The organism is Pelagibacterium limicola (genome assembly GCF_015694405.1).
GTDB lineage: Bacteria > Pseudomonadota > Alphaproteobacteria > Rhizobiales > Devosiaceae > Pelagibacterium > Pelagibacterium limicola.
In genome coordinates this window covers 290,654-306,945 of sequence record NZ_JADQDB010000001.1, presented here as the reverse complement: position 1 = coordinate 306,945, position 16,292 = coordinate 290,654, and the positions used below count along the sequence as shown (strand labels likewise).

At 62.4% G+C, this 16,292-nt stretch carries 19 protein-coding genes; 8 read left to right on the top strand and 11 right to left on the bottom strand.

The features are described from left to right. The first annotated feature begins 74 nt into the window (after positions 1 to 74). The 3 genes from bufB to I2G20_RS01505 are packed head-to-tail and all read left to right on the top strand — an operon-like array spanning position 75 to position 2,205. On the top strand, positions 75 to 938 hold the full coding sequence (gene bufB, locus I2G20_RS01515) for an MNIO family bufferin maturase (RefSeq protein ID WP_196257905.1): 864 nt from the start codon (positions 75 to 77) through the stop codon (positions 936 to 938). Continuing rightward, on the top strand, positions 935 to 1,696 hold the full coding sequence (locus tag I2G20_RS01510) for an HvfC/BufC N-terminal domain-containing protein (protein ID WP_196257904.1): 762 nt from the start codon (positions 935 to 937) through the stop codon (positions 1,694 to 1,696). Before bufB ends, I2G20_RS01510 begins: the two co-directional genes overlap by 4 nt. Next, positions 1,693 to 2,205, top strand: coding sequence for a DoxX family protein (locus I2G20_RS01505; RefSeq protein ID WP_196257903.1), 513 nt, complete (start codon positions 1,693 to 1,695; stop codon positions 2,203 to 2,205). Before I2G20_RS01510 ends, I2G20_RS01505 begins: the two co-directional genes overlap by 4 nt. 566 nt (positions 2,206 to 2,771) lie before the next feature. On the opposite strand, the gene I2G20_RS01500 is transcribed toward I2G20_RS01505, so the two are convergent. From I2G20_RS01500 to I2G20_RS01485, 4 genes are all read right to left on the bottom strand, one after another. Continuing rightward, the gene (locus tag I2G20_RS01500) at positions 2,772 to 3,170 is read right to left on the bottom strand and encodes a septal ring lytic transglycosylase RlpA family protein (protein ID WP_196257902.1); all 399 of its coding nucleotides are present in this window, start codon (positions 3,168 to 3,170) and stop codon (positions 2,772 to 2,774) included. A 253-nt stretch (positions 3,171 to 3,423) separates the two neighbouring features. Further along, the gene (locus tag I2G20_RS01495; protein ID WP_196257901.1) at positions 3,424 to 4,065 is read right to left on the bottom strand and encodes an SH3 domain-containing protein; all 642 of its coding nucleotides are present in this window, start codon (positions 4,063 to 4,065) and stop codon (positions 3,424 to 3,426) included. Positions 4,066 to 4,396: 331 nt separating this feature from the next. Next, complete coding sequence (locus I2G20_RS01490; protein ID WP_196257900.1) at positions 4,397 to 4,783, bottom strand: acyl-CoA thioesterase; 387 nt, start codon at positions 4,781 to 4,783, stop codon at positions 4,397 to 4,399. Between the two features lie 4 nt (positions 4,784 to 4,787). Beyond that, on the bottom strand, positions 4,788 to 5,381 hold the full coding sequence (locus tag I2G20_RS01485; protein WP_196257899.1) for a thymidine kinase: 594 nt from the start codon (positions 5,379 to 5,381) through the stop codon (positions 4,788 to 4,790). Positions 5,382 to 5,654: 273 nt separating this feature from the next. On the opposite strand from I2G20_RS01485, the gene I2G20_RS01480 reads away from it, so the two are divergent. Next, the gene (locus tag I2G20_RS01480; protein ID WP_196257898.1) at positions 5,655 to 6,056 is read left to right on the top strand and encodes a DUF2147 domain-containing protein; all 402 of its coding nucleotides are present in this window, start codon (positions 5,655 to 5,657) and stop codon (positions 6,054 to 6,056) included. A gap of 49 nt (positions 6,057 to 6,105) precedes the next feature. On the opposite strand, the gene I2G20_RS01475 is transcribed toward I2G20_RS01480, so the two are convergent. After that, the gene (locus I2G20_RS01475) at positions 6,106 to 6,996 is read right to left on the bottom strand and encodes a DMT family transporter (RefSeq protein ID WP_196257897.1); all 891 of its coding nucleotides are present in this window, start codon (positions 6,994 to 6,996) and stop codon (positions 6,106 to 6,108) included. Between the two features lie 185 nt (positions 6,997 to 7,181). On the opposite strand from I2G20_RS01475, the gene I2G20_RS01470 reads away from it, so the two are divergent. Both I2G20_RS01470 and I2G20_RS01465 read left to right on the top strand, forming a co-directional pair. Further along, a complete protein-coding gene (locus I2G20_RS01470; protein ID WP_196257896.1) occupies positions 7,182 to 7,565 on the top strand; it encodes a hypothetical protein in 384 nt (127 codons plus the stop codon). Positions 7,566 to 7,833: 268 nt separating this feature from the next. Then, positions 7,834 to 8,676 (top strand): alpha/beta hydrolase, encoded by an 843-nt coding sequence (locus I2G20_RS01465; RefSeq protein ID WP_246472734.1) that lies wholly within the window; start codon positions 7,834 to 7,836, stop codon positions 8,674 to 8,676. A 133-nt stretch (positions 8,677 to 8,809) separates the two neighbouring features. Here I2G20_RS01465 and I2G20_RS01460 read toward each other — a convergent pair whose 3' ends face one another. Further along, the gene (locus I2G20_RS01460) at positions 8,810 to 9,340 is read right to left on the bottom strand and encodes a P-loop nucleotide/nucleoside kinase family protein (protein ID WP_196257895.1); all 531 of its coding nucleotides are present in this window, start codon (positions 9,338 to 9,340) and stop codon (positions 8,810 to 8,812) included. A gap of 209 nt (positions 9,341 to 9,549) precedes the next feature. Beyond that, entirely contained in the window at positions 9,550 to 9,975 is a 426-nt protein-coding gene (locus tag I2G20_RS01455) for a CBS domain-containing protein (protein ID WP_196257894.1), read from the bottom strand. 151 nt (positions 9,976 to 10,126) lie between these two features. On the opposite strand from I2G20_RS01455, the gene I2G20_RS01450 reads away from it, so the two are divergent. Together I2G20_RS01450 and I2G20_RS01445 are read left to right on the top strand one after the other, a co-directional pair. Then, on the top strand, positions 10,127 to 10,474 hold the full coding sequence (locus I2G20_RS01450; protein ID WP_196257893.1) for a hypothetical protein: 348 nt from the start codon (positions 10,127 to 10,129) through the stop codon (positions 10,472 to 10,474). 23 nt (positions 10,475 to 10,497) lie between these two features. Beyond that, entirely contained in the window at positions 10,498 to 11,700 is a 1,203-nt protein-coding gene (locus I2G20_RS01445; RefSeq protein ID WP_196257892.1) for a pyridoxal phosphate-dependent aminotransferase, read from the top strand. A gap of 11 nt (positions 11,701 to 11,711) precedes the next feature. On the opposite strand, the gene I2G20_RS01440 is transcribed toward I2G20_RS01445, so the two are convergent. The 4 genes from I2G20_RS01440 to trxB all read right to left on the bottom strand — a co-directional run bounded on the left by I2G20_RS01440 (position 11,712) and on the right by trxB (position 16,102). Further along, the gene (locus tag I2G20_RS01440; RefSeq protein WP_196257891.1) at positions 11,712 to 12,743 is read right to left on the bottom strand and encodes an NAD(P)-dependent alcohol dehydrogenase; all 1,032 of its coding nucleotides are present in this window, start codon (positions 12,741 to 12,743) and stop codon (positions 11,712 to 11,714) included. Positions 12,744 to 13,699: 956 nt separating this feature from the next. Next, positions 13,700 to 14,194, bottom strand: a complete 495-nt coding sequence (locus I2G20_RS01435; RefSeq protein ID WP_196257890.1) for a hypothetical protein — start codon at positions 14,192 to 14,194, stop codon at positions 13,700 to 13,702. A gap of 7 nt (positions 14,195 to 14,201) precedes the next feature. Then, entirely contained in the window at positions 14,202 to 15,095 is an 894-nt protein-coding gene (locus I2G20_RS01430) for a LysR family transcriptional regulator (protein ID WP_196257889.1), read from the bottom strand. A 56-nt stretch (positions 15,096 to 15,151) separates the two neighbouring features. Further along, positions 15,152 to 16,102 (bottom strand): thioredoxin-disulfide reductase, encoded by a 951-nt coding sequence (trxB, locus tag I2G20_RS01425; protein ID WP_196257888.1) that lies wholly within the window; start codon positions 16,100 to 16,102, stop codon positions 15,152 to 15,154. Positions 16,103 to 16,292 lie beyond the last annotated feature (190 nt).

Below are 16,292 nucleotides of genomic sequence, written 5' to 3'. Positions count from 1 at the left end.
CGCTGCCCCCTCACACCCGGCCCCTCTCCCACAGGGGGAGAGGGGTTCGCCAAACAGCAAAGGGAGATTGCGTCATGACCACCACATCGACTTTGCCCGCAAGGGCAGGGGTTGGGCTTAAGGCCGAGCATTATGGCGATATCGTTTCGGGATGGCCTGATATGGGGTTTTTCGAGGTTCATGCGGAGAACTACATGGGGGAGGGCGGGGCGCCGCACCGGTATCTCGAGGCAATCGTGGGGCGGTATCCGCTTTCGCTGCACGGGGTGGGGCTTTCGATCGGCGGCGAGGGGGCGCTGGACAAGGATCATCTTGCACGGCTCAAGAAGCTGATCGGGCGGTACAAGCCCGCGTCGTTTTCCGAGCATCTGGCCTGGTCGACGCACGATACGGGCTATCTCAACGACCTGCTGCCGCTGCCCTACACCGAAGCGACGCTTGACCGGGTATGCGGGCATATCTCGGAGGTGCAGGATGCGCTTGGAGTGCGGATGCTGCTCGAGAATCCCTCGACCTATGTGCTGTTCGAGGAAAGCACCATCGAGGAGACGGAATTTCTGGCGCGGATCGCCAGGCGGACAGGATGCGGGCTTTTGCTCGACGTCAACAATGTGATGATCTCGGCGGTCAATCACCGGATGGACCCCTTTGCCTATATCGACCGGTTTCCCACCGATCTGGTGGGAGAAATTCATCTTGCGGGGTATGACGAGACCACCGACAGTGCCGGGGATCGGCTATTGATCGATACGCATGGATCGGCGGTGCGGCCGGACGTGTTCGATCTCTTCATCCATACGCTTGAAAGGACCGGGCCACAGCCCGTGCTGGTTGAGTGGGACAACAATGTGCCCGCCTTTGCCGAACTGGCGGCGGAGGCGGCGCGGGTGGACGCGGCGCTCGATGCGGTGCGGCACAAGCCGGTGGCGGCACAATGAGCGTCGAGGGCTGGCAGGCTCGGTTCGCGGGGGCAGTGCTCGATCCCGAGGCGCCGGTGCCGGGCGGGGTGGGGTGCGTGCGGGGCGAGGCCGATCCGCTGCGGTTCGCCGTTTATCGCAACAACGTCCATGCCGGGCTGGTCTCCGCGCTGCTGGCCGGGTTTCCGGCGGTCGCGCGGGTGGTGGGGGAGGCGTTTTTCAGTTCCATGGCGCGTGCCTATGTGGCGCAGGCCAAGCCCAGATCGCCGGTAATGATGTTTTATGGTGAGGATTTCAGCGACTTCATCGCAGAGTTTCCGCCGGCCGCGGGGCTGCCCTACCTGCCCGACCTGGCGCGGCTCGAATATCTCTGCACGCAGAGTTATCACGCCGCCGATGCTGCAGTGCTCGACATGCGCGCGCTGGCGGAGATCGGGGAGGCAGACCTGGCAGAAACCGTCCTGCGGCTGCATCCAGCAGCACGGCTTTTGGCCTCGCCTTATGCGGTGGGTTCGATCTGGTCGGTGCAGCGCGGGGGGCAGGGCAGGAAGGTCGCCGCGGATCGCCGGGAGACAGTGCTTATCACGCGGCCACGGGCCGAAGTGCGGCTGACTGTGGTGCCAGAGCAGGATGTGGCGTTTATCGAAGCGCTGAATGCCGGGGCGACGCTGGGCACGGCGGCGGAGGCCGCTTTGGCGGCGGATGGGCGGTTCGATTTCGGCAGGGCGCTCGCGGGCTTGTGCGCGCTGGGCGCGTTCAGGGGGAAGGACGGGGCATGACGGCGATTGGCGCGCGGGCAAGGGCGGCCTGTTTGCGGGTGGACGGGTGGATCGGGGCGGTACCGCTATGGCTGGCGCTCGTCCTGTTGCGGGTTGCGCTGGCGGTTCCCTTCTGGCGGTCGGGGCTGACCAAGTGGGACGGGTTCCTCGTGATGCGGCCCAGTACGCTGTTCCTGTTCGGGCAGGAATTCAGGCTGCACATCCTGGGGGAGCAGTATGCCTATCCGTTCCCGGGGCTCATGGCCTGGGCGGCGGCGATCGGGGAGATCGTCCTGCCGGTGCTGCTGGTGCTGGGGCTCTTCACGCGTTATGCGGCGCTGGGGCTGCTGGTGATGACGGCGATCATCCAGCTTACGGTGCCCGATGGTTGGGCCAATTTCCATCTCGCGTGGGCAGCGATGACGATCATTCTGATGCGGATGGGAGGGGGCACGCTTTCGCTCGATGCGGGGCTCGGCCTGTGGGCGGGAAACGAAACGCCCCGCCGGGGGGATGCGGCGGGGCGATAGCGAAGACTAGGGCTTTTGGGGCGGCGGTCAGGCGAAGGCGCCGGTGAACGCCATGACGACCACCATCATGGTCAAAAGGACTGCGCCGGTCGCGCCGGCAATGCTCATCTGGATCAGGGTGCGGGCCATTATTGCCTCCTTCGTTCGATGCCTCTCGAAACCTTCAACGCAGCGCGGCGCGGATCGGTTTCGCGCAATGACGTTTTCGTGTTCCAGGCAGGCAAATGAACAGGATGCGGCTGAATGGCCACTGAATGGACGGTTCAGGCAGGCGGCTGCGCCGCCCGGGCGGCTCAGGCGGCTAGCGCACCAGTGACCAGCAGGACAAACGCGAACAGGCCGCACATCACGGCACCTGTCAGAGCGGCGACGGTCATCGAGACGAGCTTTTGTGCCGGCAGTTTGTAAGACATGGCAACTCTCCTCTACTCCCTGGCGCCTTGGGAAACCCCCGCGGGGCCAGCATCAGGAGCGATTATGCTCCTGTCGCCGGCCCTTGTGCGGGAAACTAAATTTGTAGGTAAATTTTAGGTTTACCTTTGTCTGCGGACTTGTGTGTCCGGAGCCTACGCGCCGCCGATAACCTCGATGGTAACGCGCGCAGTGCCTGAATTGACCATGCCGATCTGGCTGGCAGCCTTATGGGAAAGGTCAATGACGCGACCGCCGGAAAATGGCCCCCGATCATTGATGCGGACAACGACACTCCGGCCGTTGGCCTGATTGGTGACCACAACTTCGGTGCCGAAGGGCAGCGAACGGTGGGCAGCGGTGAGGGCGTGCTGATTGTAGGTTTCGCCCGATGCGGTGCGGCGGCCGTGGAACTTTCCGCCATACCAGGAAGCAACTCCGGTCGAGGTCTGGACGACGGCGACCATTTCCTGCGCGAAGGAGACCGGAGCCGCGAAAGATGCCACACCGGTACCCAATGCCGCGGCAAGCGCGGCAGCTTTGATGAATTTCATTAAACCCTAACCTTCAGATATTGACGCTGAGAACCGGTTCTGCATGGGCATGTGGCGAGAAAGGGGCGCCGATTCGCTGGGGAGGGCCGTACGTCGGGAACTATTGCAATCGTGCAACAGAAATATGCTCTGGAGGATGGATATGTGGCCGTGGGGGGACAATGGTGGGGCGGCTGCCAAAACAAAAAGCCCCTCCCCCGTTCGGGGGAGGGGCTTGGGTAACTAAACCCTGCAAGCGCCGAGCGCGGCCCTGTTACCGGGCGCGGGAAACCCAGTAGGACGAAATATCGTCCGAGAGCATGCCAAGGTTGCGCACCGAGCGGTCGATCACCGCACAACGGCCGGCGAAATTGGACTGGGTGCAGACAGTGGCTTCGACATTGCCTTCGACGCGGGCCGAGCGGATGCGATTATCCCAGAAGCGCTCGATGAAGCGCGCGGAAGCGCCTTCGTTTACGCAAAGGCTGCGCCCGCGGTAATCGAATTCCTCGAAAAAGCAGATCTGGCCAGCCGGCGGCGTGACACCGGGACGGCCCGTGCCGATGCCGATCGAGAAACCGGGCGTGGTGATGGAAATGCCGACATCGGGCCGTGTGGGCGCCGGCTGCGGACGCGGCGGGGTGCCGCCGGCAACCGGCTGCAGGTAACGCGCCGATGCCCAGCCCTGCAGCGTACGATCCTGCACGCGGCACCAGGTGTTGGAGGCATTACACTCGATGACCTGCACGATCTGGTTGCGGTCAAGAACGCCGACCACGCGGAAGTTGGTGCCGGGGCCGGAACGCACATTGAGGGTGGTGGTCGCGGCTGCGTCGTAGGCGAAGGCGGTGCCGGCGCCGCCCAGGAGCGTCGCCAGTGCGACGATGGCGGCTGTGGCAAGTTTGCGCATATTCATTTCTTTCTCCCTTGGAGGCGACGACCCGGGGAACTCCCATTCGACAAAAAGGGGAGACCCAGGGCTTTTGTTTTTACCGCGCTTCCCTATGAACAAGTGGCAGCCACTTCTTCGAGAAACGCTCGACTGGATGGAAAACTTCCAGCAATGCCAGTAAGTTCCCAATACCGCAGACGCGTTTATTGCAAACGCGCATCGATATCATGATCACCATGAATAATCGATGGCGGTTGAACCGGACATGAACAGAGGATGGGGTATTCGGGGCGGGTGTCCCTCAACTCCAGCAAGGGCCGGGACCCTGTTTGGTCGCGAAGTCCGGCCCGGTGGGTCAGCTCTTGCCGATCACGCGTTTCTGGCCGTCGTCGGTCAAGGCGACATAGATGAAGTGGCCTTCGGTGACCTTGGTGCGGTTGGGCGCGCGGCGGGAGCGGGTATGGGCTTCCATGCCGATCTTGATCGAGGTGGTGCCAACGCGCTCGACCCAGGTGTAGACGCAGAGGACGTCGCCGACCTTGACCGGGGCGATAAAGGTCATCGCTTCGACGGCGACGGTTGCGAAGCGTCCGCCGAATTCCTCCACGGCGGCGATGCCGCCGGCAATATCCATCTGGCTCATGACCCAGCCGCCGAAGATGTCCCCCGCAGCGTTGGTGTCGGCGGGCATGGCCATGGTGCGGATGGTCAGCTTGCCCCGGGGTTCGGTGTCTGCGCTCATATCTCTATCCTTCCGGCGGGTAGTGTCCCGTCTCTTCTTCCCAGTGACGTCGGCATAGCGATACATATTTGTCATTGCCGCCAATGTCGATCTGGTCGCCTTCGGTCAGGGGCGCGCCGTCGGCGCCCAGGCGAACGACCATGGTGGCCTTGGCCCCGCAATGGCAGATGGTGCGAATCTCGCGCAGGCTATCGGCAATGGCCAGCAATTCGGCGGAGCCGGGAAAGAGCTTGCCCTGGAAATCGGTGCGGAGCCCATAGCACATGACAGGGATACCGAGGCGGTCGGCGACGCGGGCGAGCTGCCAGACCTGATCGGGGGTCAGGAACTGGGCTTCATCGAAGAATACGCAACTGCAGGTTTCGCGGGCGTGCGCCTCGGCGATCTGGGTGAACAGGTCGTCCTCGGGGCTGAAGTATCGCGCCTGTGTCGAAACGCCGATGCGGGACGCGATGACACCGAGACCCGCGCGGTCGTCCAGTGCGGCCGTAAAGAGAAGGGTGTTCATGCCCCGCTCGCGATAATTGTGGGACGCCTGGAGCAGAATGGTCGACTTGCCGGCATTCATCGCGGCATAGGAGAAATAGAGCTTGGCCATGGGCGATCCCGGACGCGTTTAGCGTTTCATATCGCGGCTTGGCGGCCGGGCCACCAGCAGGGACGGGCGCGTCCACAGAAAAACGGTCGCCGGGACGGGCGACCGTGGAGGGGGCCGGCGGGGAACCGGCGGCGCAGGCGGGGTTGAGCCTGCTGACTGGGAGTCCTAAGGGTGCCTCGTGACATTGATATGACGCAATCGGGGGGCATCGATTCAGCCGCCGTTCAGGTGCCGTCGGGATATAAGAGGCTGTTCTTGCTCAAGGAGCTAAAAATGCAGCGTAAATTGTTCTCTCTGGTTCTGGGGTTTTCGCTGGCCCTGTTGGGCGCGGCCGGCGCGGGTGCGCAGCAGCTCGATCCGATCGGGATATGGGAGCCGGACAACCGCGAGTCGCGCTACGAATTCACCTATTGCGGGCCGAACGGAGACCGGTTGTGCGCGGAGCTGATCTGGATCCAGGAAGACAAGAAGGACGCGCGCAACACCAAATATCTCAACACCTACATGTTCAAGGACGCGCGGCAGACGCGGCCGGGGCACTGGCAGGGCACGGTGACGCTCGAGGGATTCAATATCGGCGGGACGGTGACGCAAACGAACGCCAATACGATGCGGCTCAATGCGTGTGTTCTCTTCGTCTTCTGCGAGGACATCAGGCTTCGCCGCGTGCGGTAGCCGCCAGACCGCGCTCGGGCGAGCCGGTCGTGCTGGCCGAGCCGACGGCTCAGCCGAGCACGGCTGCTTTCCGTTTGAACTGGGGGATCACTTCGACCAGAAGGATGGCGGCGAAGATCAGCGCGGCGCCGGCGTAACCCGCCCCGGGCAGGCGCTCGCCGAGGATGACGGCCCCGCCCAGGGCGGCGAAAAGGGTTTCCGCCGAGAGGATAATGGCCGCATTGGCCGGGGGCACGTGCTGCTGGCCGACGGCCTGAAGCGTGAAACCGATGGCGGTTGAGAGCAGGCCCGCATAAAGGATTTCGACCCAGCCGAGCTGGACGGCCTGGAGGGTTGGCGCTTCGAAGGCGAAGGCGCCGCCGGCGCTGAGGAGGCCCGCGGCGAGGAAGCTGATTGCGGAAATGAATACCGGACGGCCGGTCTCGCGGGCGAGAAAGCCCAGCACGAGGACCTGCAGCGCCCAGAACACCGCGCTGCCGATGACCAGCAGATCGCCCTGGTTGAAGCCGTCGAGCGTTGCCCCGTTGAGGAGAAACAGGCCGAAAAGCGCGATGGGAACCGCGAGCCACACAAGCCTCGAGGGCGGCGTGCGGAAGACGACGAGCAGGATCAGCGGCACGAAGAAGACGTAAAGCCCGGTGAGGAAACCGCTATTGGTGACGGTCGTATAGAGCAACCCGGCCTGCTGCAGCCACGAGCCCATGAAGAAGTTGACGCTGAGAAAACCGATCAGCGCCCATTGGCGACCGGTCAACGGCTCGGGGCGGCGGGCGTTCTCGTAAAGGGCGAGCGGCAGGATGACGAGGCCGCCGAGGAGATAGCGACCGGCCATGAAGGTCAGCGGCCCCATGACGTCCATTGCCGTTTTCTGCGCGATGAAGGCAAAGCCCCAGATGACGGTGGCGACGAGGAGGCAGAGGAGAGCTAGGGAGCGGGGCATGGGCCTGGGGGATATTGGCGGCGGGAGGCGAGTGGTAGCGGGTTGGACGGGCTCGGGCAAGGGGCGGCGATGGGAGGGGCTCGGGGAGCGTTTGGGCTTTCAACCTAATTTCGGACATTGCCAATGCGCCATTGCGCTCGCTAATTTGCCATCCATGCCCAGTTTGACCTTTGCAGAGAACATTCGTGAAGTGGCTGCTTCTTTCCCGTCCCGTTGATTGGCTTATCGGCATTGCGCTGCGAGCAAGGGCTGAAGCCCACCGAGTGGTGCAAACGGGCCGACCGGAGGCCGGTGATCGAAGCCTGGACAGCCCTTCGGAGATTTCGTTTTTAGCCGAGGATGAGTTTGACCAAGAGGTCGAGGTCGTGGCGCGGGCAATTGACCCAGCCGACTGGCAGGGCTTTGACGCCTATGTGCGGAAACTCGGTTTAAGTGCGGACGAACGGGCGGCGGCACGCCGTCACGCCCACGGTCCGACTCTCCCGTCGCTGCATCGTGCCCGGCGCGCTATCGGGGCCTTGGATGAGTTGAGAAGAGAAAAGCCCAGATCCAACCTGCAAGACCCATGATCGGTCTGTCCAACATCCGCTCCCCCCTCCATGAACTCGCTGACGAGCTTAGCGACTGCTGAACGCGGGCCAGCCGCCAGCGACCCCAAGTCTGCCCTTCCGACGCGATCAAGGCTTGCTCGAAAGCGGACACTGCTCGAATATGCAGGTGCTTGGAGGATTCCCTGCCAGCGTCGGAGGAGTGATGCTTCTGTTTGCGTCCACGATCGCGCTCGCCGCAGCCGCCTTGCCATCAGAGGACATCCTGGCTCCCGGTCCTCAGGGAGACTTGAAGAGATCCCTAACGAGAACCGAAGACCCTGCTGCCCCCGTCGTTCTCATCATCCCAGGTTCCGGGCCGACAGACCGGGACGGAAACAGCCCTCTCGGGATCAATGCCGGATCATACCGCCTGCTGGCCGAGGAACTAGGCGCGCAAGGGGTCTCGACAGTCCGGATCGACAAGCGGGGCATGTTTGGTAGCGCCGGTGCAATTCCGGATGCCAACGCGGTGACGATCGACGACTACGTGGACGATACCCGCGCCTGGGTGAAAACCATTCGCGACGCGACCGGAACGGACTGTGTCTGGCTCCTTGGACACAGCGAAGGTGGCCTTGTCGCTTTGGCCACCGCTCAGGAAGAAGATGCAGTCTGCGGGCTGATCCTCGTGGCGACGCCCGGTCGTCCGCTCGGCGACGTGCTGAAGGAGCAACTCCGCTCCAATCCGGCCAACGCCCCACTTCTTTCTCAAGCCGATGCGACTATCGACGCCCTGGCGGCAGGCAGGCAGGTCGACGATGCCGATCTGCCAGCACCGCTGACCCCCTTGTTCGCGCCTGCCATACAGGGATTTCTGATCAGCGCGTTCTCCCTGAACCCCACCCAACTGGTCGAGCGCATCTCCAAGCCAATCCTGATTGTTCAGGGGGAAGCGGACGTTCAGGTCGGCGTTGCGGACGCGGAGGCTCTGAAAGCCGCGGCGCCATCGGCGGATTTCGTCCTAGTTCCCAACACCAACCATGTGCTCAAAGTCGTTCCTCCGAACGACGTGGCAGCCAACATCGCCACCTATGCTGATCCAACCTACCCCTTGCGCTCGGTGTCGTGGAAGCGATCCTCCAGTTCTTAGAAGCGCACAAAGACATGAACTGATCGATACCGGAGGTGGACGGCAGTAAATCGACAATTCCTTCCCAAACCGGACCATCCTTCCACCACTCCACGTCGTCCCGTCGTTCACAAACCCATGCAGGAAGTGGACGTTATCTGGGTTCATGTGCACCAGGTCGAGCAGGTTGTTGTGTGCTGGGTTTCTCTCCCCCGATCTCAATGCGGTCTTCATCTTCATGTAAGGGTTCGAAGCGGGCTTTGAGGACTTGGAACGTGTTCGGCGCGACGTAGAGATTTCCGGCCAATCGCTTGTTTCGCTCGGCTATCCGCGCCCATGCCACATCTTCTGAGCAGTTCAAACGATAGAGGATGGCCACGGCTCCGTGCGACGCCGCCACGGCGCGGACGCGTCTTCGCTCAGCTCGCGACCAGAAGCCAAAATCGAGCACGACGTTCGTCCCGAGTTGTAGACACCTGATCCACGTTTCTTCCATCACCTCGGAAACCCGTCTGGCGTAGGCTTGGAACAGTTCGGCCGGTGGGTCGTCGCCGTAGAGCCGGGCCATCCATTCATCATGGGTGAAGCGAACGGCGTCTTGGTCCATCTCCAAGCGCTTCGCGAAGGTCGTTTTCCCAGCGCCTAGGAAACCATGAAGTAGAAAAGCTTTTGGTTTTGACGTCATTTTCCGATGATATCTGGAATGGCGGCTCCGCGCATTATTGTTCCGGAAGCCGACAGGCAGGAAACCACCCCATAGCGACGTTCAGCAGAGACACCGCTTCCTTCTTATCGGCCTTTCGTTTCGCGAACGCCGATTAAGGCATAGCCGCGATGCGGCTTTGCTCCCTTCACGGCAAAGGGCAAAGGGCAGTTCGGTGAGACGTTGCTGCTTTAGCTCGCGATGTATTCGCGGAGTTGGCTGGCTTCGTGTTCGGCTTCGTCGATCTTGCGCTTGACGACGTCGCCCATCGAGATGACGCCGATGAGTTCGCCGTTGTCGATGACGGGGAGGTGGCGGAAGCGGCCGCTGCTCATGGTGGTCATGGCATCGTCGAGCGTGTCGCCGGGGGCGCAGGTCTTGAGGTTGCGGGTCATGATGGTGGAAACGGGCTGGGCGCGGAACCCTTCGGCGCTGCCGGCCAGGTGGCGGACGATATCGCGTTCGGAGACGATGCCGACGAGCTTGCCCTCGTCGACGACGAGCACCGCGCCGATATTGTGCCGGGCCAATGTGGCGATGAGTTCGCCTATGGTGGATTGGGACGTGACGGTGATGACGTTGTCACCCTTGGCATTCAGAATCGCTTCAACGAACATGACGCTGGCTCCTCTTTTATTGGGGGTAAGCTTGCCCCGATCATACCCAACGCGCAAGACCGACTTTGGCTCACCAGGGCGGATTGCGCTTTGCCATGGATGTAATAGATTGGCCCGGTGGCCGGATATCGGCCCATTCCGGGGGGATTTCATGTTCAAATTGTACGCGGCGCTGGCCGTGCCCGTGCTGCTTGCCGGGTGCACGAGCCTTGTCACCGGCGGCGATCTCGTGCGCGACAGCGGGCCGACTGGCACCATCGAGGTCGTCAACGGTACGTCGATGCATATCGACGTGGTGCTGATTTCGGCGTGCGTCGAGAGCAGCTATGGCCTCAACCGCCTGCCGTCCGGGACGGCGATTGCGCCGGGCCAAAGCTACAGCTTTACCGTGAGCGCAGGGTGTTGGGACGTGGATGCTGGCGTGATCGGCTATGGCGAGGCGCGGCAGCGTCTGGACGTGGCGCCCTACGGCATCTCGCGCTATACCGTGAACGGATAACGCTCCAGCCGGGATAAAAAATCATGGGACTTCTGTCGGACGCGCTTGGGCGCGTGCAGCCTTCTGCGACTGTTGGAATCACCCAGCTTGCACGCCAGATGCGTCAGGCGGGCAAGGACGTGATCGCACTTTCGGCGGGCGAGCCGGATTTCGACACGCCCCGGAACGTGCGCGACGCGGCGATCGCGGCGATCAACAGGGGCGAGACGCATTATACCGATGTCGACGGGATCGCCGAACTCAAAGCGGCCGTGGCCGCGAAATTCAGGCGCGACAACGGCCTGGACGTTTCGGCGGACGATTGTTTCGTGGCGACGGGCGGCAAGCAGATCATTTTCAACGCGCTGATGGCGACGCTCAATCCCGGCGACGAGGTGATCGTTCCGGTGCCCTATTGGGTAAGCTATCCCGAAATCGTGCGGCTGGCCGGGGCCGATCCGGTGTTCGCGGAGGCGAGCCAGGAGACGGGGTTCAAGCTGTCCCCGGCAGCGCTGGAAAAGGCGATTTCAGCGAGGACCAAGTGGCTTATCCTGGGCTCGCCCTCCAATCCGTCGGGCGCGGCCTATAGCGCGGACGAACTCAAGGGCCTCGCGGAGGTGCTGCTGCGTCACCCGCATGTCCATATCCTCACCGACGATATCTATGAGGTGCTGGTCTATGACGGGCTCGAATTTGCGACCATCGCGCAGGTCGAGCCGGGGCTGATGCCGCGCACGCTGACGATGAACGGGGTCTCGAAATCGCACGCCATGACCGGGTGGCGGATCGGCTATTGCACGGGGCCGCGTGAAATCTTGAAGGCGATGGTCAAATTGCAGGGGCAATCGACGACCAATCCCCCCTCGATCTCGCAATGGGCAGCGGTCGAGGCGCTCAACGGGCCACAAGAATTCCTGGCGGAATGGCGCGATGTTTTCCAGAAGCGGCGCGATTACGTGGTGGGTCGGCTGAGGGCGTGCGCGGGGCTCGAATGCCTTCTGCCGGAAGGGGCGTTCTATGCTTTTCCCTCGTGCAAGGGGCTGATCGGGAAGACGAGCGCCGCGGGGCGCCCGCTCGCCACCGACGACGACGTGGTGATGGCGCTGCTCGAGGAAAACGGCGTGGCGCTGGTGCATGGCAGCGCGTTCGGCCTGCCGGGTCACTTCCGGATTTCCTATGCGGCGTCCGATGCGGACCTCGAAAAGGCGATGGACCGGATCGAGGTGTTTTGCGGGGGCGTGCGGTAGGCTGGTGGTGGCTAAAGCCTGATCTGCAGCTTCACATCGCCCGGACGGCCTTCGGCGGCGCGTTCGAAGGCGGTTATGGCGTCTTCGAAAGCGAAGGTCTCGGTGATCAGCGGTTTCAAATCGATCTTGCCCGAGGCGATGAGGTCTATCGCGCGGTCGTAGACATGGGCGTATCGGAAGACGGTTTCGATGCGGACCTCGCGGGCCTGGGCGGCGACGACATCGAAGGGGACGGGGGAGACCGGCATGCCGACGAGGACGGCCGCGCCGCCAGGGCGGATAAGGTCGAACAGGCCTTCAAAGGCCCGCGCGTTGCCGCTGGCTTCAAAGACCACGTCCACGCCCCAATCGCCGGTGGCCTCCGCGATTGTCTGGCGCAGGTTGCCGGTGGCGATGTTGACCGGCGTGATGCCGGGATAACGGCCGGCGATGTCGAGCTTTGCCTGCTGCAAGTCGGAAATGAAGACGCGTGCGCAACCGGCGGCGAGCGCCGCAAGGGCGGTGAGAATGCCGATGGGGCCGGCGCCGGTGACGAGGGCGGTCTCGCCCGGCGCGATGCGCGCCTTGGCAGCGGCATGAATGCCGACCGCGAGGGGTTCGACCATGGCCCCTTCGGCAAACGAAACGGCATCGGGGAGCTTATAGGCATAGTCGGCCGGATGGACGACGTGCGGCGTCAGGCAGCCATGAACGGGCGGTGTGGCCCAGAAGGTGACCTCGGGATCGAGGTTGTAGAGCCCGAGCCGGGAGGCGCGTGAATTGGGGTTGGGAATGCCCGGCTCCATGCATACGCGATCACCGGGCTTGAGGCTGGTGACGGCGCTGCCGGTTTCCACCACGGTGCCTGCGGCCTCATGGCCGAGGACCATGGGCTCCTCGACAACGAACGGGCCAATGCGGCCATGGGTGTAATAATGCACGTCGGAACCGCAGATGCCCACAGTGTGGATGGCGATCTTCACGTCGCGGGGGCCGACTTCCTGGGGTAGCGCGATGTCGCGCAACGAGAGTTCGCGGATTTTTTCCAGAACCAGGGCTTTCATCGACTCCTCCAGCGTCATTTCGGTGTTGATATGCTCATAGCAATGGCAATTGCCCGGAGCGAGACAAAAAAGAGGCTCCGTCAAAAGACGGAGCCTTGATCGGGCAGAGCCCTAATCTCACAGTTTGCGATCGGGCCGTGGGAGGAGGATACGGCCGATCGGGTGAACAGGGATCGTGGGAGGAGGATACGAAGCCTGTTCGGGTGTCAGGAGCGAGGGGCCCAGGGAGGAGGAGGGGCGCGTCGCTCGGTTGACAATGCGAATATGAGCGAGATGGTTCCTGCGTACAATGCGCAATTGCGCATAGCAGCCATGCATTAGGCAGATTGCAAAGTCTGACCATATTTTAGGCAAAAAAGAGGCCCCACCTTCGAGGAAGGCGGGGCCAGAACTGTCGGCCAAAATCGAGGGAGGAGGTTCGATTATTGGCCGTGGAGCGGGTCAGGAGGGAGGAGGAGGAACCTTTGCCGCTCATTTGTCATGGTCGCGGGGAGCTAAGGGAGGAGGAAAAGCGCGCCGCGTCTCAGTGACCATGCCTATATGCCGGTTTAATCACGACTTGAAAAGTAGTGAATACACATGGCAGCCATGCACTGCGTGCAAGTGTGATAAAAATGCAAGGGTGCGCGGAGGCTTAACCGCCTTCGGGTACGCCCAATTCGTGTGGTGGGAAGAGGCGGAGCGCAAAAAAAAGCCCCGCTCGAGGGGAGAGCGGGGCCCGAGTGCAAGAGGCGAACCTCTCGCAAGGAGGGAACATCAAACGCGCTCAAAGGGAGGGGGAAAAGCGCGTAATGTCTGGCGGACAGGTAGTGTTTCGGCATGGCAGCGACAAGCTCGCTGATCGAATGCCTGCTATGCAGAAATCGCATGGCTCTGCGCTCTTTATGAGCAAAGCGCCTGAAATCTAAGCACAAATCGCACGCGCAAGACGAACGTCTATATTCGGAAAAAACGGGCTATTCCGGCGGGGTTGCGGCAATATTGTCCAGGATCGAGCGCAGAGTCAGCGTGTTCTCGGCATAGATGACGTCGTCGATCAGCCAATCGCCGTCAACGCGCACGAATCGCAACTCGTCCGAATAGGTCGCGTCGGGATATTCGATGAAGGTGTAGGTGATGGCGACCGTGGCCTCGTCTCCATCGTAAAGAGGATCGCCCGGCGTACAGGCATCGGCATAATCGGGCCAGGCCTGCCAGGGAATGCCATCGCCTAGCGGGGGCTTTTCATCCGGATAGGCGTCGACATAGAGCTGGCTGACGGCGTCGGCGGCGGCGATCGCCTCTAGAAGGGCGGGGGAAAGATAGGGCGCGCGCGCCCCGATATCGAGATCGCCGTGACTTTCGCAAAAGACAGCGGCGGCTTGCTCAACGCTGTCGCCCTCGAACTGTGCGGCTGCAGGGGCCGCGTAGAGCGCGGCGGAGAGGGAGATCAGTGTCAGGGCTTTGCGCATTGCGACCTCAGAAGTGCCAGTCTTTTGCCTTGTCGACGAGGAAATCGCGGAAGACACCCACGCGCTTGGAGTTCTTGAGTGCGGGCGGGTAGACGAAATAGGTTTCAAACGCGGGCAGCGAAATATCGGAGAGGACGCGCACAAGCCGCGATTCCTCCTCGGTGATGTAATCGGGGAGCATGGCGATGCCGATGCCCTGGCGGCAAGCCTGCATCATCCCGTAAATGGCGTTGACCTTGAGATTGGTGCGGCGGGGGTTGTTATCGGGACGCCCCACGCGCTCAAGGAAGTTGACGTCCCCCAGATAGGAGGGCGAGGGCTCGCCGAAAGTGATGATCTTGTGGGCGTCGAGATCCTCGATGGTTTGCGGCGTACCGTTCTCGGCGAGGTATTCCTCGGAGGCATAGATGTGAAAGTGCACGGTGAACAGCTTGCGCTGGATCATCTCGGACTGGTTCGGCCGGTGCAGGCGGATGGCGACGTCGGCTTCGCGCATGGCGAGATCTAGTTCGGCGTCGTTGAGCTTTATTTCGAGCTGGATCGTGGGATAGAGCGTCACGAACTCGTGGATGCGCTTTGTGAGCCAGGTCGAGCCGAAGCCGACTGTCGTCGTGACGATCAGCGGGCCGGTGGGGACGTCCTGGCTCTCGGTCATCTGCGCCTGGACCGATTGCAGTTCCCAGGCCATCCGGTGTGCGGTGCGGAAGAGCTGCTCGCCGACTTCGGTAAGCACCAGCCCGCGGGCGTGGCGGATGAAGAGCTTTAGGCCCAGGTCTTCCTCGAGCGCGGAAATCTGGCGCGAGACGGCGGACTGCGACATGCCGAGCTTTTCGGCGGAATGGGTGAAGCTCCCCGACTCAGCGGCGACATGAAATATGCGCAGCTTGTCCCAGTCCAGCATCCCCCAATCCCTTCTGTTGATCGGAAAAGCGGTGTCCCGCTCTTCCCGATACTCCGTTATTCGGCGGCTTCGGCCAATTCGTGGGCCGCAAGGTAGCGCTCGGCCTCAAGGGCGGCCATGCAGCCCATGCCCGCCGCTGTGACCGCCTGACGATAGACGTCGTCGGTGACGTCGCCCGCCGCGTAGACGCCGGGCACCGAGGTTCCGGTGCTGTCGGGCGCGGTCCAGATATAGCCGCCGGGCTTCATTTCGAGCTTGTTCTTGAAGATTTCCGTGGCCGGAGCGTGACCGATGGCGATGAAAATCCCGTCGACCTCGATTTCGGTGCTTTCGCCCGTCGATATGTCGCGCAGGATTGCGGCGCGGACCGAGGGGGGCATGTTGTCACCCTTGACCTCGTCGAGCACGGTGTTCCAGCGGACCTCGATTTTGGGATGCTTGAACAGGCGCTGCTGCATGACTTTTTCGGCCGTGAACTGGTCGCGGCGATGGACGAGGATGACCTTGGACGCGAAGTTGGTGAGGAAGAGGGCTTCCTCGACCGCCGTGTTGCCGCCACCGACGACCAGCACGGTCTTTTCGCGGTAGAAGAAGCCATCGCAGGTCGCGCAGGCGGATACGCCGAAGCCCTTGAACTTTTCTTCCGAAGGCAGGCCAAGCCACTTGGCCTGCGCGCCGGTGGCGATGATGACGGTGTCGGCGGTATAGACGGTGCCGCTATCGGCAGTGAGCCGGAACGGACGGATGTTGAAATCGACATCGACGATCATGTCGTGTTCGATTCGCGTCCCCATGTGCTCGGCCTGGGCCCGCATCTGATCCATGAGCCAGGGCCCCTGAATGGGATCGGCGAAGCCGGGATAGTTCTCGACGTCGGTGGTGATGGTCAACTGGCCGCCGGGTTGCATGCCGGTGATCATGAGCGGCTCGAGCATGGCCCGGGCAGCATAAATAGCAGCAGTGTATCCGGCAGGGCCGGAACCGATGATGATTGTCTTGGCGTGCATGGTCTTGTGGTTGTCAGGTTCGATTGAACAAAATATGGCACGCTGCGCGCGGGTGACAAGTCGCGAGCGGGTGCCAGGGGCCGAAAGCTGTGGGCTTGCGGCTATTTTGCCGCAAATGGCGGAGATAGCGCCGGGGATGCCTAAAAAGAGAGCAAATCCGGCGCTTCATTTGGGGGAGCATGGGCGGTGA